Origin of the sequence: Azospirillum doebereinerae, from assembly GCF_003989665.1 — a bacterium.
GTDB classification, from domain to species: domain Bacteria; phylum Pseudomonadota; class Alphaproteobacteria; order Azospirillales; family Azospirillaceae; genus Azospirillum; species Azospirillum doebereinerae.
This window is the reverse complement of sequence record NZ_RZIJ01000001.1, coordinates 149,846-173,963: the sequence shown is the minus strand read 5'-3', so window position 1 is coordinate 173,963 and position 24,118 is coordinate 149,846. Positions and strand designations below refer to the sequence as shown.

The 24,118-nt window shown below is 69.0% G+C and carries 23 protein-coding genes and 2 tRNA genes; 15 read left to right on the top strand and 10 right to left on the bottom strand.

Annotation, left to right across the window (positions count from 1 at the left end; genetic code table 11):
- Positions 1 to 17: 17 nt before the first annotated feature.
- Positions 18 to 932: a phosphoserine phosphatase SerB gene (gene serB / locus EJ913_RS00775; protein WP_126993888.1), complete on the bottom strand. Its 915-nt coding sequence runs from the start codon at positions 930 to 932 to the stop codon at positions 18 to 20.
- A 180-nt stretch (positions 933 to 1,112) separates the two neighbouring features.
- Between serB and miaA the strand changes: the two genes are divergently transcribed.
- Complete coding sequence (gene miaA / locus EJ913_RS00770; protein WP_244939200.1) at positions 1,113 to 2,090, top strand: tRNA (adenosine(37)-N6)-dimethylallyltransferase MiaA; 978 nt, start codon at positions 1,113 to 1,115, stop codon at positions 2,088 to 2,090.
- A 22-nt stretch (positions 2,091 to 2,112) separates the two neighbouring features.
- On the top strand, positions 2,113 to 3,315 hold the full coding sequence (locus EJ913_RS00765) for an aminotransferase-like domain-containing protein (protein ID WP_126993884.1): 1,203 nt from the start codon (positions 2,113 to 2,115) through the stop codon (positions 3,313 to 3,315).
- Between the two features lie 221 nt (positions 3,316 to 3,536).
- On the opposite strand, the gene EJ913_RS00760 is transcribed toward EJ913_RS00765, so the two are convergent.
- Entirely contained in the window at positions 3,537 to 5,066 is a 1,530-nt protein-coding gene (locus EJ913_RS00760) for a class I SAM-dependent methyltransferase (protein WP_126993882.1), read from the bottom strand.
- Between the two features lie 210 nt (positions 5,067 to 5,276).
- Here EJ913_RS00760 and EJ913_RS00755 point away from each other — a divergent pair.
- Positions 5,277 to 5,352, top strand: a tRNA-Lys gene (locus EJ913_RS00755).
- A 25-nt stretch (positions 5,353 to 5,377) separates the two neighbouring features.
- A tRNA-Lys gene (locus tag EJ913_RS00750) sits at positions 5,378 to 5,453 on the top strand.
- Positions 5,454 to 5,668: 215 nt separating this feature from the next.
- Here the strand turns inward: EJ913_RS00750 and EJ913_RS00745 are convergent.
- The 3 genes from EJ913_RS00745 to EJ913_RS00735 form a co-directional block, all read right to left on the bottom strand.
- Complete coding sequence (locus tag EJ913_RS00745; RefSeq protein WP_126993880.1) at positions 5,669 to 6,049, bottom strand: bacteriohemerythrin; 381 nt, start codon at positions 6,047 to 6,049, stop codon at positions 5,669 to 5,671.
- A gap of 87 nt (positions 6,050 to 6,136) precedes the next feature.
- Positions 6,137 to 7,939: a M3 family oligoendopeptidase gene (locus EJ913_RS00740; protein ID WP_126993878.1), complete on the bottom strand. Its 1,803-nt coding sequence runs from the start codon at positions 7,937 to 7,939 to the stop codon at positions 6,137 to 6,139.
- Between the two features lie 72 nt (positions 7,940 to 8,011).
- Complete coding sequence (locus tag EJ913_RS00735; RefSeq protein WP_126993876.1) at positions 8,012 to 8,368, bottom strand: hypothetical protein; 357 nt, start codon at positions 8,366 to 8,368, stop codon at positions 8,012 to 8,014.
- Positions 8,369 to 8,502: 134 nt separating this feature from the next.
- Here EJ913_RS00735 and EJ913_RS00730 point away from each other — a divergent pair, with 134 nt between their 5' ends.
- The 5 genes from EJ913_RS00730 (at position 8,503) to EJ913_RS00710 (ending at position 13,573) form a co-directional block, all read left to right on the top strand.
- A complete protein-coding gene (locus tag EJ913_RS00730) occupies positions 8,503 to 8,940 on the top strand; it encodes a DUF3574 domain-containing protein (RefSeq protein ID WP_126993874.1) in 438 nt (145 codons plus the stop codon).
- A gap of 159 nt (positions 8,941 to 9,099) precedes the next feature.
- On the top strand, positions 9,100 to 11,025 hold the full coding sequence (locus EJ913_RS00725; RefSeq protein WP_126993872.1) for a propionyl-CoA synthetase: 1,926 nt from the start codon (positions 9,100 to 9,102) through the stop codon (positions 11,023 to 11,025).
- Positions 11,026 to 11,230: 205 nt separating this feature from the next.
- On the top strand, positions 11,231 to 11,890 hold the full coding sequence (locus tag EJ913_RS00720; RefSeq protein WP_244939199.1) for a metal-dependent hydrolase: 660 nt from the start codon (positions 11,231 to 11,233) through the stop codon (positions 11,888 to 11,890).
- A 220-nt stretch (positions 11,891 to 12,110) separates the two neighbouring features.
- Positions 12,111 to 12,623 carry a sigma-70 family RNA polymerase sigma factor gene (locus EJ913_RS00715; RefSeq protein WP_126993868.1) on the top strand — a complete coding sequence of 171 codons (513 nt, stop codon included), beginning with the start codon at positions 12,111 to 12,113 and terminating at the stop codon, positions 12,621 to 12,623.
- Positions 12,623 to 13,573, top strand: a complete 951-nt coding sequence (locus EJ913_RS00710) for an anti-sigma factor family protein (RefSeq protein ID WP_126993866.1) — start codon at positions 12,623 to 12,625, stop codon at positions 13,571 to 13,573. The genes EJ913_RS00715 and EJ913_RS00710 overlap by 1 nt, the downstream gene beginning before the upstream one ends.
- 51 nt (positions 13,574 to 13,624) lie before the next feature.
- Here EJ913_RS00710 and EJ913_RS00705 read toward each other — a convergent pair whose 3' ends face one another.
- The gene (locus EJ913_RS00705) at positions 13,625 to 14,077 is read right to left on the bottom strand and encodes a pilus assembly protein TadG-related protein (RefSeq protein ID WP_126993864.1); all 453 of its coding nucleotides are present in this window, start codon (positions 14,075 to 14,077) and stop codon (positions 13,625 to 13,627) included.
- A gap of 350 nt (positions 14,078 to 14,427) precedes the next feature.
- Between EJ913_RS00705 and EJ913_RS31450 the strand changes: the two genes are divergently transcribed.
- The 3 genes from EJ913_RS31450 (at position 14,428) to EJ913_RS00695 (ending at position 16,756) form a co-directional block, all read left to right on the top strand.
- Entirely contained in the window at positions 14,428 to 14,589 is a 162-nt protein-coding gene (locus EJ913_RS31450; RefSeq protein WP_185909636.1) for a hypothetical protein, read from the top strand.
- Positions 14,590 to 14,690: 101 nt separating this feature from the next.
- Entirely contained in the window at positions 14,691 to 15,992 is a 1,302-nt protein-coding gene (locus EJ913_RS00700; protein ID WP_126993862.1) for an exonuclease domain-containing protein, read from the top strand.
- Between the two features lie 98 nt (positions 15,993 to 16,090).
- Complete coding sequence (locus EJ913_RS00695; RefSeq protein WP_126993860.1) at positions 16,091 to 16,756, top strand: DedA family protein; 666 nt, start codon at positions 16,091 to 16,093, stop codon at positions 16,754 to 16,756.
- Between the two features lie 6 nt (positions 16,757 to 16,762).
- Here EJ913_RS00695 and EJ913_RS00690 read toward each other — a convergent pair whose 3' ends face one another.
- Entirely contained in the window at positions 16,763 to 17,401 is a 639-nt protein-coding gene (locus tag EJ913_RS00690; protein WP_238519434.1) for a LysE family translocator, read from the bottom strand.
- 223 nt (positions 17,402 to 17,624) lie between these two features.
- Here EJ913_RS00690 and EJ913_RS00685 point away from each other — a divergent pair, with 223 nt between their 5' ends.
- Together EJ913_RS00685 and EJ913_RS00680 are read left to right on the top strand one after the other, a co-directional pair.
- Positions 17,625 to 18,623 (top strand): BMP family lipoprotein, encoded by a 999-nt coding sequence (locus EJ913_RS00685; RefSeq protein WP_126993856.1) that lies wholly within the window; start codon positions 17,625 to 17,627, stop codon positions 18,621 to 18,623.
- 13 nt (positions 18,624 to 18,636) lie between these two features.
- Positions 18,637 to 20,205: an ABC transporter ATP-binding protein gene (locus EJ913_RS00680; protein WP_425321101.1), complete on the top strand. Its 1,569-nt coding sequence runs from the start codon at positions 18,637 to 18,639 to the stop codon at positions 20,203 to 20,205.
- A 240-nt stretch (positions 20,206 to 20,445) separates the two neighbouring features.
- Here the strand turns inward: EJ913_RS00680 and EJ913_RS00675 are convergent, their stop codons facing one another.
- A complete protein-coding gene (locus tag EJ913_RS00675) occupies positions 20,446 to 20,874 on the bottom strand; it encodes a VOC family protein (RefSeq protein ID WP_126993854.1) in 429 nt (142 codons plus the stop codon).
- 124 nt (positions 20,875 to 20,998) lie between these two features.
- On the opposite strand from EJ913_RS00675, the gene gcvA reads away from it, so the two are divergent.
- Positions 20,999 to 21,883, top strand: a complete 885-nt coding sequence (gcvA, locus tag EJ913_RS00670; protein WP_126993852.1) for a transcriptional regulator GcvA — start codon at positions 20,999 to 21,001, stop codon at positions 21,881 to 21,883.
- 91 nt (positions 21,884 to 21,974) lie between these two features.
- On the opposite strand, the gene rpmG is transcribed toward gcvA, so the two are convergent.
- Together rpmG and EJ913_RS00660 are read right to left on the bottom strand one after the other, a co-directional pair.
- Positions 21,975 to 22,142: a 50S ribosomal protein L33 gene (gene rpmG, locus EJ913_RS00665; RefSeq protein WP_085556071.1), complete on the bottom strand. Its 168-nt coding sequence runs from the start codon at positions 22,140 to 22,142 to the stop codon at positions 21,975 to 21,977.
- Positions 22,143 to 22,289: 147 nt separating this feature from the next.
- A complete protein-coding gene (locus tag EJ913_RS00660) occupies positions 22,290 to 23,903 on the bottom strand; it encodes a S41 family peptidase (protein ID WP_126993850.1) in 1,614 nt (537 codons plus the stop codon).
- Between the last annotated feature and the right edge of the window lie 215 nt (positions 23,904 to 24,118).

The following is a 24,118-nucleotide window of genomic DNA, read 5'->3' as shown; positions in this document are numbered from 1 at the left end:
TGGCCTCGCGGGGTGGTTTACGGCTGCGGGGTGGGGAATTCGCTGCGGAACTCGGTGACCCGGTAGCCCTGCGCGTAGAGCAGCGCGGTCAGGTCGCCGTGATCGACCCGCGCGCGGGCTTCCGCCGCGACCGTGGGCTTGGCATGGTAGGCGACGCCGAGACCGGCGGCCAGCAGCATCGGCAGGTCGTTGGCGCCGTCGCCGACCGCCATCGTCTCGGCCATCGGCACGCGGTGCTCGCCGGCGTAGGCCAGCAGCGCCTCCAGCTTGCTGTCCTTGTCGAGGATCGGCTCCAGCGCCCGCCCGGTCAGCACGCCATTGGCGATCTCCAGCGCGTTGCCCCGGTCGTCGTCGAAGCCGAGCCACGCGCGTACCCGGCCGGTGAAGCAATGGAAGCCGCCCGACACCAGCACGCAGACCGCCCCGTTCGCCCGCATCGTCGCGACCAGCTCCGCCGCGCCGGGCATCAGGGTGGCGCGCTGCCACACCTCGTCGATGACCTCCTCCTTGAGGCCCTTGAGCAGGGCGACGCGCTCGTGCAGCGCGGCCTTGAAGTCGATCTCGCCGTTCATGGCGCGGGCGGTGATGCCGGCGATGCGGTCCTTCAGCCCGACGTAATCGCCCAGCTCGTCCAGCATCTCCTGCTCGATGATGGTTGATTCCATGTCGGCGACCAGCAGCCGCTTGCGCCGGGTGGCGGCGGGCTGGGCGACGACGTCCAGCGCGGCGCCGGCCAGGGCGTGGCGGATCGCCGCCTCGGCCTGCTCGGGCGCGAGGTTGCCGAAGGGCAGGTCGCAGGCGGTGCCGGGGGCCAGCCAGTCGGGCGCGCCGGCGTCGGCGCCCAGCGCCACCAGCGCCGCGCGGGCGGACAGAACGGCGCTCTCGTCCAGGACGGTCGAGCGGGGGGCGATCAGCGTGGCGACGGCGTTCATGGCGTGGTGTCCCGGAAAAACAAGGGGCCTTACTCGTTCCGCTGCCTATCACAGCCGGGGAGGCGGATCCAACGAAGCTTCGGCGGAGCGGCGCCTTCGTGTCGGTCAACCGTCTTCCATCTCTATATTTTTCTTTGTATCGCGTCGTTCCAATGCTGACTCTGCGCCATGGACAGGAAAATGAGCGAACACACGGACGTCGTCGTCATCGGCGGGCCGACCGCGTCGGGGAAATCGGGACTGGCGCTGGACGTGGCCGAGGCGTTCGGCGGCACGGTGATCAACGCCGACAGCATGCAGCTCTACGCCGAGTTGGACGTCGTCACCGCCCGCCCGCCGGCCGGGGATTTGGCCCGCGCCCCGCACCGGCTCTACGGCGTGCTGCCGGCGGCCGAGCGCGGGTCGGCGGCGCGCTGGCGCGCGATGGTGCTGGCGGAGATCGCCGAGGCCAAGGCCGCCGGGCGCCTGCCCATCGTCGTCGGCGGCACCGGCCTCTACCTGCGCGCCCTGATGCAGGGGTTGAGCGAGGTGCCACCCATCCCGGACGCCGTGCGCGCCGCCGCCCATGCCCGGCTGGAGGCGTTGGGTGGCGAGGCGTTCCGCGCCGCGCTGGTCGAGCGCGATCCCGATTCCGCCAAGCTGAACCCCGGCGACACCACCCGCCTGACCCGCGCCTGGGAGGTGCTGGAGGCCACCGGCCACACGCTGACGCATTGGCAGACCCAGACCGGGCAGGGCGCGCCGGAGGGGATGCGCTTCGCGGTCGTCGTGCTCGACCCGCCGCGCGCCGACCTCTACGCGCTGTGCGACCGCCGCTTCCTTCTCATGATGGAGCAGGGCGCGCTGGAGGAAGTGCGGCGCTTCGACCGGATCGTCGAAAGCCAAGCGCTTGCCCCCGACCTGCCGGCGCTGAAGGCGCTCGGCGTGCCGGAACTGCGCCGCCATCTGCGGGGCGAACTTGCGCTCGACGAGGCCATCGCCCTTGCCCAGCAATCGACCCGGCGCTATGCCAAGCGGCAGGTGACGTGGTTCCGCCACCAACTGGCGGAGCGACCGCCCCATACGGCGCCGCATGGCTGCCATACGGTCGATTCGCTCTGTTCATTGGCCCAGCGGAGTGCAATTCTCGCCCACCTAAGGACGATCTTGGACCGTTAAATTTTTGTTTGGGAGAATCGACGTGTCGGTTGATTGGGGCCATGTGTTCGCGGGCCGCGTGGGCGGCATGACGGCGTCCGAAATCCGGGAGCTGCTGAAGCTGATCGACCGTCCGGAGATCATCTCCTTCGCCGGTGGCATTCCCGACCCGGACTTCTTCCCCAGCGCCGCCATCGCGCGGGCCTACGAGAAGATTTTCCAGTCCAACAGCGGCGCCGGCAGCGCCCTGCAATACACCCTGACCGAGGGCTTCACCCCGCTGCGCGAGTGGATCTCCGCCTATATGGGCCGCAACGGCGTCAACGTCGGGCTGGACGGCGTTCTGATCACCAACGGCTCGCAGCAGGTGCTCGAGTTCGTCGGCAAGCTGCTGATCGGGCCGGGCGACAAGATCCTCGTGACGCGGCCGACTTATCTGGGCGCGCTCCAGGCCTTCTCGCCCTACGAGCCGGTTTACATCTCCATCCCGATGGAAGCGGAAGGCCCCGATCTGGCGGCGCTGGAAGCCGGGCTGGCCGAGAAGCCGAAGTTCTTCTACCTCGTTCCCGATTTCCAGAACCCGAACGGCACCACCATCTCGCTGGCGAGGCGCGAGGCCATCCTGGACCTGTGCGCCGCCGCCGGCGTGCCGGTGATCGAGGACACCGCCTATTCCGAGCTGCGCTACGACGGCGAGCAACTGCCCCTGATGGCGGCGCTGGACTGCGCCCGCAACGGCGGCAAGCTGACCAACGTCATCTACTGCGGCACCTTCTCCAAGACCATCGTCCCGGCGCTGCGCGTGGGCTGGGTCAACGCGGCGCCGGAGGTCATCAACCGATTGGTGCTGATGAAGCAGGCGGCCGACCTGCACACCAGCACGATCAACCAGATCGTCATGCACGACGTGGTGTCGCAGCTGTTCGACAGCCACATCAAGCATCTGAAGACCCAGTACAAGGAACGCCGCGACGCCATGCTGAACGCGCTGGAGGAGTTCGCTCCGCCGGGCGTCACCTGGACCAAGCCCGAGGGCGGGTTGTTCGTCTGGGTCGAGGCCCAGGAGGGCGTCGACGGCACCGCCCTGCTGGCGCGCGCGATCCAGGAGGCCAACATCGCCTTCGTCCCCGGCTCGGCCTTCCACGCCGATCGGTCGGGCAAGAACACGCTGCGTCTGGCCTTCTCGGTCACCAAGCCGGAGCGCATCCGCGAAGGCATCCGCCGCCTGTGCGGCCTGCTGGCGTAACGGTCCCGGCCCATCCAGCCGTCGCTTAAAGCCCCTCTCCCCTTGAGGGAGAGGGGTTGGGGTGAGGGGTTGCAAATCCTTCCGCCTTCGGCGGAATACCCCTCATCCCAACCCTTCTCCCTCAAGGGGAGAAGGGCTTTCAACAGTGCCTTCAGGAAGGGTGGACGGGAAGTTCAGGCGTTGCGGCCGCTCTCACCAGCGGCTACCGTTTTCGTTTGGCCTCAGCGAACGCCCAGCCCGGCCAGCAGCGGCTGGCGCCGGAAGGCGAAGGCGCGGTGTCGGCTCGCCAGTTCGGCGAGGTTCTCCTCCGCGCCGTCGAAGCGCCGCCCGTCGCGGCCGAGCGCGATGCCGTCCGCCGACAGATGGCGCCACGCCAGCGCCGCCGCATCCTCGCCGCGCCGCGCGGCCAGCAGGAACAGCCCCTCGATCCGCGACACCGCCACGCCCGATCCCAGAAGCGGGGAGGCGAGGTGACCCGGCGTGTCGCCGCTGCGGTGGCGCTCCAGCACCGCGCCGTTGAAGCGGTCGGCCTGGGCCTGACGGTCTTCCATGCCGTCCTCGCCGGGGATGGGGGCGGCGAAGCCCAGGCTGGTCAGCAGGACCAGCGCCCGCACCACCGCGTCCTCCCCTTGCGCGGCCAGCGCCGGTTTGGCGAGCAGCGCCCCCAGGCTGTGCGGGCCGCCGCTCAGCGCCTCGCCCAGCGGCGCGTGCAGCGCGCGGGGGAAGGGCAGGCGGCCGACCGGGGTGGAGGCGCTTTCCGGCAGATCGTCGGGCGGCACCAGCAGGGCGAAGCGGGTGGCGCGCAGCAGGGCGGAACGCTCCGCCCCGGTCAGCCGCTCGCCGCCCTTCACGAACAGGTCGCGGCGGAAGCTGCGGTTGGTCAGGACGTCGCGCAGGGTTTCGGCGACGGCGGGATCCTGGGCTTCGGCCGCCAGCGCCTGGGCGGCGGGGGATAGGGTCAGATCGTCGAGCTGTTCCATCGGCACGGCGGCCCCGGCGAAATCCAGCTTGGCGGCGGCCAGCTCGCGCGCCACGTCGGCGTGGTAGAAGGCGGTCCAGTCGCCGTTCAGGTATTCGTGCGCGATGTAGTTGGGCGATTTGTGGCGCAGGGATTCGATGCGCTCCGGCACGCCGTCGGCCCCGGCGAACCAGCCCCCGCCCAGCGCCGCGAGGCGGGAGGCGAAGTCCACCGCCTGCTCGATGCGGGCGGGCAGGGGGCCGCTGCCGGCGGCGGTCTGTTCGACCAGGATGCGGCGCAGCGGCATGTGGGCCAGCGTGCCGGGCAGCGCGTTGTAGCTGACGAAGGCCACCCCGCCGGGCCGCAGCCGGCGGCGCAGCAGGTCGACCAGGATGGCGCGGTTCTCCGCGCTGACCCAGGACCAGACGCCGTGCAGCGCCGCCACGTCCAGTTCCGGCCCGTTGCGGCGGGCGTGGTCGGCGAAGCTCTCCTCCAGGAAGTCGGCGTTGGCGAGGCCGCCGTCGCCGGCCAGCCGGCGGGCGCCTGCGATGTGGGACGGGTTGAAGTCCATCGCCTCGAAGCGCGCCTGTGGGTTGGCGCCGGCCAGCACCGCCGTGGTGACGCCGTGGCCGCAGCCCAGCTCCGCCATGGTGAAGGCGCCGCTTCGCAAGGCCTCGGGCGGTCGCCAGCCGCGCAGCGTCAGCGCGAAGGACAGCAGCGCCGGCGACCAATCGCGGTAGAAGGCGCGGATGTAGTCGATTCCGCCCACATAGCCTTCCGTCCAGCCGTTCATGCCGTGCCCTCCGTCGTCCTTGCCCGTCCGCCGTGGTGTAGCGGGCGGGGGTGCGGGCCGCTTCACAAAAAATGCATCCGAATGGGTATTTTGCTATCGACAGCCTTCGGAGCCTTCGCTATAAACCGCGCCACACCGGCCGGGCAACGGCGTGGCCGGCACGATGAACAGTCTGCGGTGCGAACCGCGACGACGCATCGGTCAAGAGATGGGCGCATAGCTCAGTTGGTAGAGCAGCTGACTCTTAATCAGCGGGTCGTAGGTTCGAGCCCTACTGCGCCCACCATCTCTTGAACATCTCGGGTCCGGATGGGCGCATAGCTCAGTTGGTAGAGCAGCTGACTCTTAATCAGCGGGTCGTAGGTTCGAGCCCTACTGCGCCCACCATCCGGTTCGAACACTGCGACGATTACGAAAAGCCGGTCTCCGTTGGAGCCGGCTTTCGTCGTTTTTGGGGTTTGGTGTCGCTGTGGATTTGCCCCCTCCCCATCCCTCCCCCGCTGTGCGGGAGAGGGGGCAGGAGTTTTGCCGGATACAGCGGAGGTTCCCTCTCCCGCGCAGCGGGGGAGGGGTAGGGAGGGGGCAAACGCCTCACCCAACCCTCACTCCGCGTTCGCCAGAAACGCCGCCGTCACCCGATCCATCGTCGCCAAGTGATTGTGGAACCAGTCCGGGAAGCCGTAGCGCAGATAGTACCGCGCGCGATCCTCCGCCCCGGTCGCCAGCTCCGCCTCGATCGCGGCGATGCCCGTCAGGACGCGGGCGTGCTCGTCGCTGTGGCAGTGCAGGGCGAAGAAGCCCTTTTCCTTCATCAGCCCCTCTTCCCGCGCGAAATGCTCGCGCAGATGGTTGGCGAAGGCGGCGAAGGGACCGGCGAGCGCGCCGGCCGGCGCGGCCTTGGCGGCCTGCCAGAGATCCAGGGAGTCGGCGTGGTCGCGGTCCATGACCGCGTAACCCAGGGCGATGTCGTCGAGCGCGAGCATGCGGGTATCCCGAAAAGAAGATGGCCTTCGGAGGAACGCTCCGAAGGCCACGATACCCACAATCGAATCAGGGGAAATTGACGAACGTCAAGCCGCCTCCAACTCGTCGACGAAGCCGCGGATGACGTTCAGCCCTTTCTGCCAGAAGGCCGGGTCCGACGCGTCCAGCCCGAAGGGCGCCAGCAGGTCCTGGTGCTTGAGCGTGCCGCCCGCCGACAGCATCGCCAGATACTTCTCGGCGAAGCCCTGCTCGGCGTCCTGGTAGACCGCGTAGAGCGAGTTCACCAGGCAGTCGCCGAACGCGTAGGCGTAGACGTAGAAGGGCGAGTGGATGAAGTGCGGGATGTAGGACCAGTAGTTCTTGTACCCGTCGTCGAAGCGCAGCGCCGGACCCAGGCTCTCCGTCTGCACGGCCATCCAGATTTCGCCGATGCGCTCGGCGGTCAGCTCGCCCTCGCGGCGCTCGGTGTGGACGCGGCGCTCGAAGTCGAAGAAGGCGATCTGGCGGACCACCGTGTTCAGCATGTCCTCGACCTTGCCGGCGAGCATGATGCGGCGGCGCTTGGGATCGGTCTCGGCGGCGAGCAGGGCGCGGAAGGTCAGCATCTCGCCGAAGACCGACGCCGTCTCGGCCAGCGTCAGCGGCGTGTCGGACAGGAAGTGCCCCTGCTTGCCGGCCAGGATCTGGTGGACGCCGTGCCCGAGCTCATGGGCGAGCGTCATCACGTCGCGCGTCTTGCCCTGGTAGTTGACCAGCAGATAGGGGTGGACGCTGGGCACCGTCGGGTGGGCGAAGGCCCCCGGCGCCTTGCCGGGGCGGACCGGCGCGTCGATCCACGGGTTGTCGAAGAAACGCTTGCCGATGCTTGCCAGCTCCGGCGAGAAGCGGCCGTAGGCGCCGAGAACGATGTCGCGCGCCTCGTCCCAGCGGATGCTGCGGTCGGAATCCTCGGGCAGCGGCGCGTTGCGGTTCCAATAGTCCAGGCGCTCCTCGCCGAACCACTTGGCCTTCATCGCGTAGTAGCGGTGCGACAGGTCCGGGTAGGCGCCCTTGACGGCGGAGACCAGCGCGTCGACCACCTCGTCCTCGACCCGGTTGGACAGGTTGCGGGCCGAGGTCGGCGTCGGGTAGTTGCGCCAGTTGTCCTCAATCTCCTTGTCCTTGGCCAGCGTGTTGGTGATCAGCGCGAACAGGCGGGAGTTCTCGCCCATCACGTGGCCGACCACCTCGCCGGCCTCGCGCCGGGCCGCCGGGTCACGGTCGGACAGGCGGTTCAGCGCCTCGGCGCAGGTCATCTCCTTGCCGGCGATGGGGAAGCGCAGGCTGGCGATGGTCTCGTCGAACAGGCGGTTCCAGGCGGCGCGGCCGACGACGTATTTGTCGTGCAGCAACCGTTCGGCCTCGTCGGAGAGCTGGTGGTCGCGGTAGAGCCGGGTGTCGCGTAGCCAGGGCGCGTAGCGCGCCAGCGCGCCCGACTTCGCCAGCTTGGCCGACAGGTCGGACTCCTCCAGCCGGTTGATCTCCAGCGTGAAGAAGATCAGGTTGGCGGAGATGCCGTTCACCCGCTCCTGCGCCGACTGGTAGAACTTGGCGATGGCGGGATCGACCATGTTGCCGTTGTAGACCAGACCGGCGAAGGACATGGCGCGCGACAGCGTCTCGTCGATGTCCTCGTAGGCGCGGATCGCGGCGGCCAGCGCGTCGCCGTCCAGCGTGCCGAGCTTGCCGGCGTAGCGCTCGCGGAACGCCTTGGACTCCGTCTCCATGCGGTCGAGGTCGGCCTTCAGCTCGGGCGAGTCCATGCCGGGATACAGGTCGCTCAGGTCCCAGGCGGGAAGATTGCCCAGATCGGGGCTGTCGTTTGCGGCCGTGGCGGCGCTGCTGGTCATCAAACCCTCCTGACGATTGGTGCGATGGGATATAGGCGCCCCGGAACAGGGGACAAAGAGGTTGCGTCGAGACTACGGCACCCCGGCGTCCTGCGCGCGGCGGATGGCGGCCTCCACGCATTGCAGGTGCAGCTTCTTGCGGGCCAGCAGCCGGGCACGCCGCTCCTCCAGGTCGGTGGTCGGCATCGCCTCGATGGCGCAGCCGCGCCAGCCGTTGGCGTCGAGCGCGCGGGCGACCTCGGCGTAGCCGAAATAGCCCTTGTCGGGCTGCGTCCAGGGCGCGCGGAAATCGGCCTGACGCAGCACGAAGCGGTTCGACTGGCTGCCGCCGCCCAGATTGGTCAGCCGGGCCACGATCAGCCGCTCGCCGTTGCCGTGGACGACGGTCAGAATGGGGCGGATCCCGGTGATGGGCGGATCGGAGGACATGCCCCATGCATAGCCCGCCGCCGTCCGCCTGACCAGACTCCCCTTCCAACCGGAAGAAAGAGGCCCCGCAACGGCTTCGCCGGCAACGGAAAATCGCCTATCATCCGGGTTCCGTTCCCCCGGAGGCGACCGTCATGATCCGTGCGGCCCTGCTGTCCCTCGCCCTGTGCGTTCCGGCGACCGTCTCGGCGCAACTGGCGCCGGCTTCTCCGCCGGTCGCGACCATGGAATGCGGCGCGCTGGCCGGCAGCCCGATGATCGAGGCGACGCTGTTCTTCGGCCGCAACATCGGCGACGCGGTCGGCGTCAGCGAACGGGACTGGTCGCAGTTCCTGGACCAGGAGGTCACGCCGCGCTTTCCCGACGGGCTGACCGTCCACGACGGCTCCGGCCATTGGCGCGACAGCCGGACCGGGCGGCTGGTCCGCGAGCCGAGCAAGATTCTGATCCTGCTGACTCCGCGCGACGGGGACTCGCTGCTGTCGATCCAGGAGATCGTCGACCGTTACAAGGAGCGCTTCCACCAGCAATCGGTCGGCACGGTGATGCGCCCGGCCTGCGTCGGATTCTGAACCGCTTTTGTACGTCACCAGGACGGCTGGGCACACCCCCGACCTTCCGACATTTGCATCGTCTAATGCTCTTGGCGCAGATTGGAGCGGGGGGCGTGCGACGGATCGTTGCGCGCCCGCGAGGAAATGCAGACAAAATATAATACAAAGGGACGCCCGATGAGCCCGAACACAGCCGAACTCTTCAACCAGATGCACGCCCGCTCCCTGTCGGATCCCGAGGGATTCTGGGGTGACGCCGCCAAGGACATCGCCTGGTCCAAGCCGTGGGACAAGGTGCTCGACGACAGCGCGCCGCCCTTCTACCGCTGGTTCCCCGGCGCCGAGCTGAACACCTGCCACAACGCGGTCGACCGCCACGTCGAGGACGGGCGCGGCGACCAGGCGGCGATCATCTACGACAGCCCGGTGACGCAGACCGTCCAGACCATCACCTACGCCGAGCTTCAGGACCAAGTCGCGCGCTTCGCCGGCGCGCTGCGCGCCCAGGGCGTGGAGAAGGGCGACCGCGTCCTGCTCTACATGCCGATGATCCCGCAATCGGTCGTCGCCATGTTGGCCTGCGCGCGTCTGGGCGCGGTGCATTCGGTGGTGTTCGGCGGCTTCGCCCCCAACGAGCTGGCGACCCGCATCGACGATTCCACGCCCAAGGCGATCGTCGCGGCGTCCTGCGGCATCGAGACCAACCGCATCATCAAATACAAGCCGATGCTCGACGCCGCCATCGAGCTGGCCGCGCACAAGCCCTCCACCGTCATCGTCCACCAGCGCCCGCAGGAGACCGCGACGCTGGTCGAGGGCCGCGACGTGGACTGGGCCGAGGCGGTGGCGAGGGCCGAGCCGGCGGACTGCGTGCCCGTCAAGGCGACCGACCCGCTCTACATCCTCTACACCTCGGGCACGACCGGCCAGCCCAAGGGCGTGGTGCGCGACAACGGCGGCCACGCGGTGGCGCTGCGCTGGACCATGAGGAACATCTACAACGTCCAGCCCGGCGAGGTGTATTGGGCGGCCTCGGACGTGGGCTGGGTGGTCGGCCATTCCTACATCGTCTACGCGCCGCTGCTGACCGGCGCCACGACGGTGGTGTTCGAGGGCAAGCCGGTCGGCACCCCCGATCCCGGCACCTTCTGGCGGGTGATCGAACAGCACAAGGTCGGCACGCTGTTCACCGCCCCCACCGCCTTCCGCGCTATCAAGCGCGAGGATCCGGACGCGACCTACCTCAAGAAATACGACCTGTCGCAGTTCCGCGCCCTGTTCCTGGCCGGCGAGCGGTCGGACCCCGACACGCTGCACTGGGCCGAGGACAACCTGAAGGTTCCGGTCATCGACCATTGGTGGCAGACCGAGACCGGTTGGGCGATCTCCGGCAACCCGCTGGGCGTCCACCTGTTCCCGATCAAGTACGGCTCGGCGACGCGGCCGATGCCGGGCTGGGACGTGCGGGTGCTGAACGCCGAGTTGCAGGAGGTGCCGCGCGGCGACATCGGCGCCATCTGCGTCAAGCTGCCGCTGCCGCCGGGCACGCTGCCGACGCTGTGGAACGCCGACGAGCGCTTCAAGAAATCCTACCTCGCCGACTACCCCGGCTATTACCAGACCGGCGACGCCGGCTTCATCGACGACGACGGCTACGTCTACGTGATGGCGCGGACCGACGACATCATCAACGTCGCCGGCCACCGCCTGTCCACCGGCGCGATGGAGGAGGTGCTGGCGAGCCATAAGGACGTGGCGGAGTGTGCTGTGATCGGCGTCGCCGACGCGCTCAAGGGGCAGGTGCCGCTGGGCTTCGTCTGCCTGAAGGCCGGGGTCGACCGTCCGCACGCCGATATCGTCAAGGAGGTGGTCCAACTGGTGCGCGACCGCATCGGCCCGGTCGCCGACTTCAAGCGCGCCCTGGTGGTGGAACGCCTGCCCAAGACCCGCTCGGGCAAGATCCTGCGCGGCACCATGCAGAAGATCGCCGACAGCCAGGACTACAAGATGCCGGCGACCATCGACGATCCGGGCATTCTGCCGGAGATCGCCGAGGCGTTGCAGACGCTCGGCTACGCCTCGGCCGGCGGCGAGGCGGCGTAGGGCCACGATTCGTTCCCGGACCCCTCTCGCCCATTGCGGGAGAGCGGGGTCCGGACGATTCTTTTCGGTCCGCCACACGCACCGCATGGTTGTTCCGACTCCGTTCCGATGCTAGGATTCCCCTCCGTTTTCCGTGCCACGGCAGACGCGGAGACCGTGGAGAGGGACCGAAGGTGCGGGCAGCGGAGGAGGGCGGCGCGTCGTGATGGCGTCCTCGCACATCATCGTCGGCACCGCGACCTGGACATGGCTGTCGGCCCGGTTCGGATTGCCGGCGCTCGACCCGCTGGCGCTGGGCATGGCGGTGCTGGGATCCCTGGCGCCCGACATCGACCATCCGAAATCGGCGCTGGGCAGCCGGTTGAAGCCGATCTCCGTCCCGATCTCCATCGTCTTCGGCCATCGGGGCATCACCCATTCCCTGCTGGCGGTCGGCGCCTGCGCCTGGGTGCTGCTGGAAAGCGGCGTATACACGCGGTTCACCGCCCCCTTCCTGGTCGGTTACATCATGCATCTGGCGGGCGATCTGCTGTCGCCGGCCGGGCTGCCGCTGCTCTACCCGTTGAAGCGGCGGCGCACCTTCGCGCTGCCGATCATCAAGACCGGCGGCTTTTCCGAACAGCTCGTCGTCGTGCTGCTCTGCGGCTGGCTGATCTCCGGCCTGTTCGGCTGCGACTGGCGCGGCATCGCCGACACCGGGCCGTGGCGTAGCCTCGTCGCCTTCCTGGACGAGACCGAGCGGACGCTCTCGGGCCTGCGCCCGACCCCGGCTGCCGTCTTCCCGCCGGTCAAGCCGGTCCCCAAGCCGCCGCTGAAGCCCGCCTCGCACCGGGTCGCGTCGGTCGCCTGCGGGGGCTGCGGCTGACATCTTTCCGGGCCATCGCCACGGTTTCGCCGGAATTTTGATGCACGCCGACAAAAGTCTGGAATAAAGGAAGCGACACGCGCGTTCGCACCCATATGCATCGGGTCCTTCACCGGCCCGGCCCTGGATTGCGGCGCCGCGTCGTCCCTCCCGACCTCTTCGTCGGCGAGGGTTGCCATGGCGCCAAGCCATGGCGTGACCGAAACGATCGGGTGCGCGGTTGAGCAAATTCGGGGTCGATCTGGAAGTCCACATTGCGTCCTTGCGGCGCTACGCGCGGGCTTTGCTGCGCAACAACCGTGCGGACGCGGAGGATCTGGTGCAGGAGGCGTTGACGCGCGCGGTGGCGCGCTCCGACAGCTTCCAGGCGGGGACAAACCTGCGGGCGTGGCTTTTCACCATCCTGCACAACGTCCACGTCAATCAGGTCCGTTCCAAGGCCGCCCGTCCGGTCGAGGTCGACGTCGACGACGTCGAATCGAAGCTGGTCACGCCGGCCCGGCAGGAGGAGCGCGTCGAACTGCGCGAGATGATGCGCGCGGTGGACGAGTTGCCCGAGGAGCAGCGCAAGGTGCTGCTTCTGGTGGCGCTGGAGGGCCTGAAATACGACGAGGTCGCCGAGATGCTCGGCGTGCCCATCGGGACCGTCATGTCGCGCCTGTCACGGGCGCGCGAGGCGATCAGGACGAAACTGGCGAACGAGGGTGGCGTTGCCCTCCGGCGGGTGAAGTGATGAGCGTGCAACGGGTGAGCGAGGACGAACTCCACGCTTATGTGGACGGGCAGCTGGACGGCAACCGCCGTCTGGCGGTGGAGCGCTGGCTGGCCGACGACGCGGAGGCGGCGCGGCGGGCCGATGACTACCGGGTTCAGACGGCGCTGCTGCACGATCTGTTCGACACCGTGCTGCGCGAGCCGCCGACCGACGCGGAACAGGATCTGACCGACCGGTTGAAGGGCCGGCTGGCCTTCAACGACAACCGCCCGGCGTGGCATGCCCGTCCGGTGGTGCGCTGGGCCGCCGCGGTGATGCTGGTGGTCGCCGGGGCCGGCGGCGGCTGGTTCGGCCGGGGCACCCAGGCGCCCTCGCCGGTCGCCCAGCAGCAACAGCAGCAGCGCCAGACTCTCGCCACCTTCGCGCAGGAGGCGACGCAGGCCCATCGATTCTACACGTCCGACGAACGCTTCCAGGTGGAACTGGGCGCCGACAATCAGGACGAGCTGAACGGCTGGCTGTCCAAGCGCATGGGGCGCGACGTGTTCGGTCCCGACCTGGGGCGGATCGGTTTCCGGCTGATCGGCGGGCGGTCGCTGCCAACCGATCTGGGCGCCGGCGCGCAGTACATGTACATCAACGACGCGGACAAGCGGATCACGCTGTTCGTCGGCGCGCCGCAGTCGGGCAACACGGCCAATTTCAGCTTCACGCAGAACGGCGACGTCTCCACCTTCTACTGGGTGGAAGGGCCGCTGGCCTACGCGCTGGCCGGCCGCCTGTCGAAGGAGGAGTTGCTGGAGATCGCCAAGGCCGTCTACAGCGACGTCAAGGCCGGCCCGCCGCGCCGCGACCCGCCGCAGGACCAGCAGCGCCCGCAGGAGCAGCAACAGCAGCCCCAGCAGCAACAGGATCAACCGGCCGGCGTCCAACCGATCAGCGACACCCAGAAGCCCAAGGACAGTTGAGGCCGAGAGACGGTCGACGGAATAGGAAGGCGGCGGAAACGCCGCCTTTTCTCATTGCGCCTTGCGGGCGTGCTGGACGGCGCGGCGCACGATCGACCGCGCCTCAACCGTCATGTCGGCGTTGCCGAACAGGCGCAGGAACATGGCGTTCAACGAGGCGCGGCCGCTGACCGTCAAGGTCCCGGCCGTCGCGTCCTCGGCGATGGTCAGCGGGGCGGCGTGGGCGCCGAGGAAGCCGTTGGGAAAGGCCTTGTCGAAGAAGCTGCGGATGTGCCCGTCGCGCTGGGTATCGAACATCACGCGCCCGCCGGCCAGCGCCGCCGAATCCACCGCCTGCGACAGCCTTGCCCGCACCGCGTAGCTGCGCAGGGCGTCGAAGGTGCAACCGGCGCCCAGAATCGCCGGTGCGGCCAAGGCCAGCGTCAGAACGAGCGCGAAACGTCGACCCGTCGTCCGCCGGCCCTCCTGCCCCCCATAGGGCAAGGGACGATAGACCAAGGTCATGCCGGCCTCCCAAGCAATCGTCGGTGTGGATGTGATGTCTGAAGATAAGAGGCCTTCTCTTAACATGGGTTTAAGGGCGCGAGAACCTGGATTTTCAACAAAATTTGCACGAAGGTTTGGTTTGTATTTTAAACGTTAACCAGCCTTGCCCAAACGACGCCGCTGTATGCCGCCGTGCCGCTCCGGGTTGGAAAGAGCTTGAAAGATTTGTCTTCGCTCCGCTCCGCTCCGTGTTTGGGATATGAAACAAGTTTGTGGCAAATATTAACGATCCGGGTTGCGTTCAGATGTTGTTCGTCTGGACGGAGGACAGTCGCGCGATGCTCCCCATCCGGCACGCGAGGCTGTCCATGCTCCGTTTCCCTCATCCCTTCCGCAACCGGCTCGATCTGCCGGTCCTCGATCACGCGCTGCTGGTGGCGGCGGTTGCTGTCCTGCTGCTTGGCCTGTCGGGGGATGTGCGCGACGCGTTGGCCGGGCTCGTCATCCGGATGACCGGCCTTTATCTCTGAGCCGGTTTCTCTTTGAGGGTGGACCGTCGGGGCCGCTTCTTTGTTTCAAGCGGGGCGGGTAATCTCAAGGACAGGGTGAAGATGCAGCGGGAGAGGCCCCGATGATGGGCGGCGCGTGGCGGGTGGCGATGGTCGGGCTGGCGGTGGCGGCGGCGGCGCTGGCCTTCCTGGGCGCGGAGATCGCCTGGATGACCGGCAGCAACCAAGCCGCCTACATCCAGGACATGGCGGTGGCCGGGGTTGGGCTGCTGGCGCTGTGGGCCGCCTTCGCGTCGCTCAGCCGGCATTTTCGCGATCTGGGCCGCCTGCGCGACACGCTGTCCGGCCTGCCCGGACGCGCCGCCGCGTTTCCGTCGCGCGGCCGGAACGACGAGGTCGGCCAGTTGGCCCAGGCCGCGACCCGCTCCTCCCGCCCGGACCGGGCGATGCCCGGCCGGTTGGAGAAGAGCGTCTCCGCCATGCTGTCCTTGACCGAGGCGCCGACGATCCTGCTCAACGACCATGGCCGGATCGAGCGGCTGAACCCCGCCGCCGCCCGGCTGCTCGACACCGAGGAGGGGGCCGACATCGGCCAGTCGCTGGTCCGCGCCGACCTGCTGCGCGCCATCGAACGCGCGCGCGGCGGCGACGCCGTGTCGGCGGTGCTGCGCCGCACCGACAACACGGAGGTTTCGGTGCGGATCGCCGATCTCGGCCTGAACGCCGGGGTGGTCCTGGCCTTTTCCGGACGCAACGCGGCCGGTGCGGCGGGGGTGGGCAAGTTCACGCTGTCCCTGCGTCCGGCGCCGCCGGCGGAACCGCTGGGCGACGACGACCCGCTGGCGGTCCTGCCCTTCGTCGCCCTGTGGGTGGCGACCGCCGGGGCGGAGCCGGGGGAGGGGCCGGTCGTCGCGGTCGGCACCATGCGTTTGGCCGGGGCGCGGGTGTTCCGCACCGTGTCGCTGTCGATCCTGATCGACCCCGCCACCCCGGTCGCGCCGGAGGCCGCCGCCCGCCACGGGATCACCACGGAGACCGTCGCTGGCGCGCGTCCCTTCGCCGAGGTCTGGCCGGCAATCCAAGAGGCGCTGCACCATTGCGTCGTGGTCGGCGTCGGGGTGGACCCGGCGCTGGCGGCGCTGGCGCGGGCTTGCGAAAACGCCGATCTGCCACCCCCGGCACTACCCCCCTCGCTCGATCTCGGTGCGCTGGCGGGGGCGCTGGACCCGGCGCTGGCCGGGGCGTCGCTCGAACGGCTGGTGCAGGCGTTCCAATTGTCGCCGGGGAACGGCCCTTTCGCGGCGGCGTTGCATCAGGCGGAGTTGGCGGCGCGGCTGCTGGTGCAGCTCGACCAGCGCGGGATCGCCACCCATGGGCAGGCGCGGGCGCTGTTGGCGGGCGGCACGACGGCCCCGGCGGCCTGAGAAGTCCGTTCCCCATCGGAACAGCCCCCTGGAACCGCCCCGTATCCGGAACGTTCCACCCTCATGGCGACCTTCTTGCCAATGGCGGGCGGTGAACGATGAGCGGTGGTCTGACGGACTGGCTGGTGCAGGTGATGCACCAACTCAATTATGTGGGCATCTTCCTGCTTCTGGTGCTGGCGCGCGTCGTGCCGCCGGTGCCCGCCGAATCGGTGATCCCGCTGGCCGGCATCGGCGCGGCGACTGGCGAGTACAGCCTGCTCGGCATCGCGCTCGCGGGCGGGCTCGGTTCCCTGGTCGGGCAGCTCGTCTGGTTCCTGCCGAGCCGGCTGATGGGCCGCGACCGGCTGGAGGCCTTTTTGAAGACCTACGGACCCTGGCTGACCATCCACCCGAAGAAGGTCCGGCGGAGCACCGACTGGTTCGAGAAACGCGGCGGCCTCGCCGTTCTGTTCTCGCAGCCGGTGCCGGGGGTGCGCACCCTGATCTCGATCCCGGCCGGAGCCTGCCGGATGCCGATCCTGAACTATTGCCTCGCCGCCGGGATCGGGTCGGTGGTGTGGACGCTGGTGCTCGCCTGGACCGGCTACACCCTGTCCTCCTGGCCCTTCGCCCACACCTTGGTTGGCTACTTCACGGTCGGTCTGCTGGTGCTGCTGGTCGGTCTGTATCTGGTCCGGCTGGTCGGCCATCTGCGCCTGCTGCGCAAGGGGCGCAACGGCGCCGCCGCGCCTCAGCCGCTGACCCCGTCGCCGGGCTGCTGAAACGGATCAGCCGCCGGCCGTCGCGACGACGCTTGTCGCCGCCATGCCCAGCGCCCACAGCCCGAAGCCGGCCAGCGCGACGCCGGTGCAATGGTTCAGCATCACCAAACCCCGGTCGGAAATGCGGTGACGCACCGCCGCCACGCCCATGGACAGGGTAAACCACCACAGCGACGCCCCCAGGAACACGCCCAGCACCAGGGTGGAGGCCTCCACCCGGTCCAGCGTGCCGCCCAGCCCGAAGCCGGCGAAGATGGCGATGAAGGCCATGATGGTCGCCGGGTTGGTCAGGGTCAGCGACAGGCCGGTCATGAAGCCGCCGATCCAGCTCTTGCTGTCGGGGGCGGATGCCGCCTCGCGCTCCTCCGCCTCGGGCTGCTGGCGGAAGGTGCGGACGGCGACGACCAGCAGGAAGATGCCGCCGACCAACTGGAAGGCCGTCTCATGCCCGCGCAGGAAGGCGAGCGCCGTGGACACGCCGAAGGCGGCGATGGCGCCGTAGATGGTGTCGGCGATGGCGGCGCCGAACCCGGTGAAGAAGCCCATCAGCGGCCCGTACCGCAGCGTGCGGCGGATGCACAGCAGGCCGATCGGCCCGACGGGCGCGGCGATGGCGAACCCGAGCACGATCCCCTGAACCAGCACCCACAAGCCTTCCACCGAGCGTCGCCCCCATCCCTTGGAATCGGCGCGGCGCCGATTGGCCGCAGCACGCATTGTCGGCCGGGTCTTAAACGCCCCGGCCCCATCCGTCAACCGGGCGGGCGGCGATTCGCTCCGGACCCTGGGGCTCGTTTCCTTGTTGTGTGAAATGATGGGGCGGCTATCCTTTGGATCAAGTCGGAACGAGACCGGGAGTGGATGGCACATGAAGACGCGTTTCCTTGCCGCGTTGCTGGCGGGTTCGGCCCTGGGTCTGTCGCTGGCCGGTGCCGCGCGCCCGGCCCAGGCGCAGGAGTTCGCGCCGGCCGTCGTGTTCGACCAGGGCGGCAAGTTCGACAAGTCCTTCAACGAGGCCGCCTACAACGGCGCCGAGCGCTTCAAGAAGGAGACCGGCACCGCCTACCGCGAGTTCGAGATCACCAACGAGGGCCAGCGCGAGCAGGCGATGCGGACGCTGGTGCGGCGCGGGGCCTCGGTGATCGTCGCGGTCGGCTTCTCGCAGACGGCGGCGGTGGAGAAGGTCGCCAAGGACTCGCCCAACACCAAATTCTGCCTGATCGACGACAAGCTCGACGCGCCCAACGTCCAGTCGGTGACCTTCAAGGAGCATGAAGGCTCCTTCCTGGTCGGCATGGCGGCGGCGCTGGTGTCGAAGACCGGCAAGGTCGGCTTCGTCGGCGGCATGGACATCCCGCTGATCCGCAACTTCCTGACCGGCTACGAGCAGGGGGTGAAGCACGTCGCGGCCTCCAACGAGGTGTTCGCCAACATGACCGGCACCACGCCCGCCGCCTGGAACGACCCGACGCGCGGCGCGGAACTGGCCAAGAGCCAGTTCGGGCGCGGCGCTGACGTCGTCTTCGCGGCGGCGGGGGCGACGGGCCTGGGGGTGCTCCAGGCGGCGGCGGATTCCGGCAAGCTCGGCATCGGCGTCGACAGCAACCAGAACCACGTCCATCCGGGCAAGGTCCTGACCTCGATGGTCAAGCGCGTGGACGTGGTCGTCTACGACTGCATGAAGAGCGCCAAGGACGGAAGCTGGAAGGCCGGACACCGGGTGGTCGGGCTGAAGGAGGAGGGCGTCGGCTACGCGCTCGACGCCAGCAACCGCGCGCTCATCGCGCCGGAGGTTGAGCGGAAGCTGGAGGCCGCGAAGGCGGAGATTATCGCCGGGACCCTGACGGTGAAGCCGTACCAGCCTTAAGGGCGCGGCCGCGATGCCCGACATGGCCCCCATCGGTGCCACCGAACCGTTGCCGCCCGCCCCGGAACCGGCCTTGGAGACGGTGGCGATCGACAAGTGGTTCGGCGCCAACCACGCCAACCGCGCGGTGTCGCTGACGGTCCCCGCCGGCACCATCCATGGCGTGATCGGCGAGAACGGCGCCGGCAAGTCGACGATCATGAGCATCGTCTACGGCTATCTGCGCGCCGACGGCGGCGACATCCGGGTGAACGGCCGGTCGGTCGCCATCCGCAGCCCGCGCGACGCGCTGGCCGCCGGCATCGGCATGGTCCACCAGCACTTCATGCTGGTCGATCCGTTCAGCGTGCTGGAGAACGTGCTGCTCGGGGCGGAGGGCGGCGTCACCCTGTCCGCCGGGCTGGCGAAGGCCCGCGCGGAACTGACCCGGCTGGCGCGCGACTACGGGCTGGAGGTCGATCTCGACGGCCCGGTCGGCGACCTGCCGGTCGGAGCCCAGCAGCGGGTCGAGATCCTGAAGGCGCTCTACCGAGGCGCCGACATCCTGATCCTCGACGAGCCGACCGGGGTGCTGACCCCGCAGGAGGCCGACCACCTGTTCCGCATTCTCCGCGCGCTGCGGGCGCAGGGCAAGACGGTCATCATCATCACCCACAAGCTGCGCGAGATCATGGAGTTGACCGACCATGTGACGGTCATGCGGCGCGGTCAGGTGGTCGCCGAGGTCGCCACCCGCGACACCAGCCGCGAGCAGCTTGCCGAGCTGATGGTCGGCCGCAAGGTGCTGCTGCGGGTGGACAAGACCCCGGCGAGTCCGGGCCCCGAGGTTCTGCGGGTGGAGGGTCTGCGCGTCCGCGATCCGTCCGGGGTCGAGAGGGTCAAGGGCGTCGGCTTTTCGGTGCGGGCGGGCGAGATCGTCGGTATCGCCGGGGTATCGGGCAACGGCCAGTCCGAACTGCTGGAGGCGCTGGCCGGTATGCGCGCCGTGGCCGGTGGCTCGGTGCGCCTGCGCGGGGAGGAACTGGTCGGGCATCCCGACCGCTTCAACGCGCGGGCCTTGCGCCAGCTCGGCGTCGGGCATGTGCCGGAGGACCGGCAGAGGGTCGGGCTGGTCACCGGCTTCTCGGCGGAGGAATGCGCGATCCTGGGCTTTCAGGACGACCCGGCCTGGAACGGGCGCCTGCTGCTCGACCGCGCCGCCGTCGCCGAGCGATGCGCCAAGCAGATGGAGGCTTACGACACCCGGCCGCGCGACGGGCGGCTGAACGCCGCGAACTTCTCCGGCGGCAACCAGCAGAAGATCGTGCTGGCCCGCGAGATCGAGCGCAACCCCGACCTGCTGCTGGTCGGCCAGCCGACGCGCGGCGTCGACATCGGCGCCATCGAGTTCATCCATCGTCGTCTGGTGGCCCTGCGCGACCAGGGCAAGGCGATCCTGCTGGTCTCGGTCGAACTGGACGAGATCCGCGCCCTGTCCGACCGCATCCTCGTGATGTTCGACGGCCATCTGGTCGGCGAGGCCGCCCCCGACGAGGCCGACGAGCAGCGCCTCGGCCTGATGATGGCGGGGGTGGCGGGATAAACTCCCTCTCCCGCCCCGGGAGAGGGCATGGAGCCGAAGGCCGCAGGCCGGATGAGCGCCGAAGGCGATCATTAGGTGGAATGCGGTCGTGAGACTTGCGAACGACCTCGGGGCTCAAGGCGCATGCCGTGGGAAGGGTGAGGGGCTATTGGAACATGGATTATGTACCACGCCCGCTCGCCCCTCACCCTCCCCACTTCGTGGGTCCCCTCCCTCTCCCGGGACGGGAGAGGACTTTCCTCACTTCGCGAACAGCTGCGACAGGTCGGCGAAGGCCTTGAACTCCAGCGCGTTGCCGGCGGGGTCGAGGAAGAACATCGTCGATTGCTCGCCGACCTGACCCTTGAAGCGGGTGTAGGGCTCGATCACGAACTTGACGCCCGCCGCCTTCAGACGCTCGGCCAGGGCATCCCAGTCGGCCGGTTGCAGGACGACGCCGAAATGCGGCACCGGCACGTCGTGGCCGTCCACCGGGTTGTGGTGGGCGCCCGGCGCGCTGTCGTCGCGCGGCTTCAGATGGGCGACGATCTGGTGGCCGAACAGGTCGAAGTCGATCCACTGGTCGCTGCTGCGCCCCTCCGGGCAGCCCAGCACGCTGCCGTAGAAATGGCGGGCGACGGCGAGGTCGTCGACCGGAAAGGCGATGTGGAAGGGCGTCAGAGTGCTCATGCGGGGTCTCTTTCCGGCTGGCGGGTGGCTGTTGCGGGGCCCAGCAGACCGCATCGGCGTAGGCTTGACAAACGAGTTCTTGGACGGCTGTCTATGAGTTGAACTCATAGATCGGCCCAGCCCCATGCCAGACCGCTCCCTGCCGTCGCTCAACGCCGTCCGCAGCTTCGTCGCAGTCGCCCGCCATCTCAGCTTCACCAAGGCGGCGGCCGACCTGTCGGTGACGCAGGGCGCGGTCAGCCGCATGATGCAGACCCTGCACGCCGATCTGGGCGTCGAGCTGTTCCGCCGGGTCGGGCGCGGGATCGAACTGACCCCGACCGGCGAGGCCTTTTACGCCGAGGCGTCGCAGGCGCTCGACCGCATCGCCTCGGCGGCGCGGGCGGCGCGCCAGCAGGACGGCGGCGTGCTGCGGGTCAGTGCCCTGCCGACGCTGGCGCAACGCTGGCTGGTGCCGCGCCTGAAGGGGTTCCAGGCTGAGAACCCGGACATCCTGGTCGACGTCAGCGTCAGCGAGCACAACGTCGATTTCAGCAAGGAGCCGCTGGACGTCGCCATCCGCTTCGGGGTGGCGGGCTGGCCGGGCTCGGTCACCACGCCGCTGATGGCCGAGACCATCGGCGTCTTCTGCGCGCCGGGGCTGCTGGAGCAGGGGCCGCCGCTGCGCCACCCCGCCGACCTGCCGCGCCATCGCCTGCTGCAGCACACGACGCGGCCGGATTCCTGGCGCGGCTATCTCGGCGCCTTCGGCCTGACCCTGCCCGAATCGGCGCTGTCGTTGGGCTTCGAGCATTTCTTCATGATCATCGAGGCGGCGTCGGCCGGGATGGGGGTGGCGCTGCTGCCGATCTTCCTGGTGCAGGACGATCTGGCCTCGGGCCGGCTGGTCCAGCCCTTCGCCGAGACTCTGCGCCAGCGCGGCAGCTACTACATCGCCCACGCGCCGGGCGCGGAGCGGGCGCGGCGCATCCGCCAGTTCAAGGCATGGTTGCTGGCCGAGATCGGCTGAGGCGCTACGGAAACCCGTACCAAGTAGACAGCGCCAAAAACGAAAAGGCCGCCCAAAGGGCGGCCTTTCGTAAAGCGGTCGGTCGGGAGCCTTACTTGATCTTGGCTTCCTTGAACTCGACATGCTTGCGAGCCACCGGGTCGTACTTGCGGAACGACAGCTTCTCGGTGGTCTTCTTCGGGTTCTTCTTCTTCACGTAGAAGAAACCGGTGTCAGCCGTGCTCAGCAGCTTGATGAGGACGGTGTTCTGCTTGGCCATGATCTCGATCCCGACAAAAAATCCGTGCCCGCCATCCCGGCGGGGGCGGCGTGTTAGCGGCGGAAGATACCGTCTGACGCCGCGATGTCAAGAATTAAGGACCGCAACAATCAAGAACAGATCCGCCGCGCTTCCAAGTTCCCGAGTCTAACGTTCCGCCACGGTGTTGACGACGGCAAGAGCCACCGCGCGCTGGTAAAGCCCCGGTTCGGCCAGCAGCCGCGTCGCGACTTTCAGGTCCAGTTCCGGCTCGTGTTCCTTCCACGGGCAGGACTCGCGCAGGGACGCCAGAGCCTGCTCGTCGTCGGCGGCCTTGGCGCGCCAACTGGCGATCTGGGTCGGGCGCAGGCGCCCGTCGCGCAGGTCGCCCAGCAGGGCGTCGGGGTCGGTCTGCCCGGCGCGGCTGGTGCAGACCATCGGTTGGACGCCCTGGCGGTGCAGGGTGTAGCCGGCCGGGGTGTAGATGCGGCTCCAGGTCAGGAACAGCTCGCCGTCGTTGGGCAGGCGGGTCACCGTCTGGACGCTGCCCTTGCCGTAGGACGAGGCGCCGACCACCACCGCGCGGCCCGAATCCTGGAGCGCCGCCGCCACCACCTCGGCCGAGGAGGCGGAGCGTCCGTCGACCAGCACGACCAGCGGCAGGCCGTCGGCGATGTCGTCGGGCGCCGCCTCGAAACGCTGGCGGCTGTCGGGGTGGCGGCCCTCGGTGGCGATGATACGGCCGCGCTTGATGAACAGGTCGGCGACCGACACCGCCTGGTCGAGCAGCCCGCCGGGGTTGCCGCGCAGGTCGAGCACGAGGCCGTGCAGGTTCCGCCCGACGTTCTGGCGGATGCCGGCGACCGCGTCGCGGAGGTTCGACGCGGTGGTCGCGTTGAAGCGCTCCAGCTTGATCACGCCGACCTGATCGACGACCGAGGAACTGACCGTGTTCGGCACCACCCGCTCGCGGCGCAGCGGCACCCGGCGCGGCGTGCCGCCGTCGCGGGCCAGCGTCACCATCACGATGGTGCCGGTCGGGCCGCGCAGCCGGTCGCGCATGTCGGCTTCGTTCAGCCGGGTCGTCAACTCGCCGTCGATGGCGAGGAGCTGGTCGCCGTCGCGCACGCTGGCGCGGTCGGCCGGGCTGCGCGGCAGCACGTCGCGCACCGTCACGCGGTTGTTGGCGATGTCGAGCGAGACGCCGATGCCGCCGTAGCCCTCGCGCTGCGCCCGTTCGTTGGTTGCGCGCTGGACGCCGGTGTAGCGGGAATAGCCGTCGAGGTCGGCGGTGACGCCGTCGAACACGACCTGATAGATGCGCTCGGGCGTGGCCAGCGCCAGCGGCGGCGAGAACAGGCGGGCGCGGTCGATGACCCGCGTGGTCAGCGTCGCCCAGCCGGCGGCGTCGGCCGCCCCGGCGGCGCCGTACTCGGCGGCCAGCCCGCCCGACACGTACAGGCGCACGGTGCTGTTGGCGCGCTCGACCTTCACGGTCGGGTCGATGACGGTCAGCCCCTTCAGCCCGTCGACACCCAACTGGTCGAAGCTGACCGGCTTCAGGTAGACTTCGGCGATCTTGCCGAAGCCTACGGCGAAGACTTGCTCGCTGACCGACGCCGGATCGGCGCTCGGCACGGCCTGGACCGGGTTGCCATGGGCGTTGAGGGCGAGAAAGGCGGCGGTGGCGGGGGCGGCGAAGCGCCCGCAACCGCGAAGGCGCCGGGAGAGAGCCTGAAACGGCGAAACGCGCGACTGGGCGTTGCGATCGCGAATGGCCATGGGACGAACCGCGGCCTCCCTTCCCTGAACCCCGAGGAGCCTCGCCGGACCGGATGGGGATGTTCCCGATCCCGGATGGGTGAGAGATAGCACCATCGTTCAGGGCCGGAGCGGGACAAATTTGAGGGGCTCTATACAAAGTCGCGATTCACCGAATTCTGTGGCGCGAAGGTCACGCTTGAATGCGGGGAACCCCGAATTGTCAGGCTTTTGCT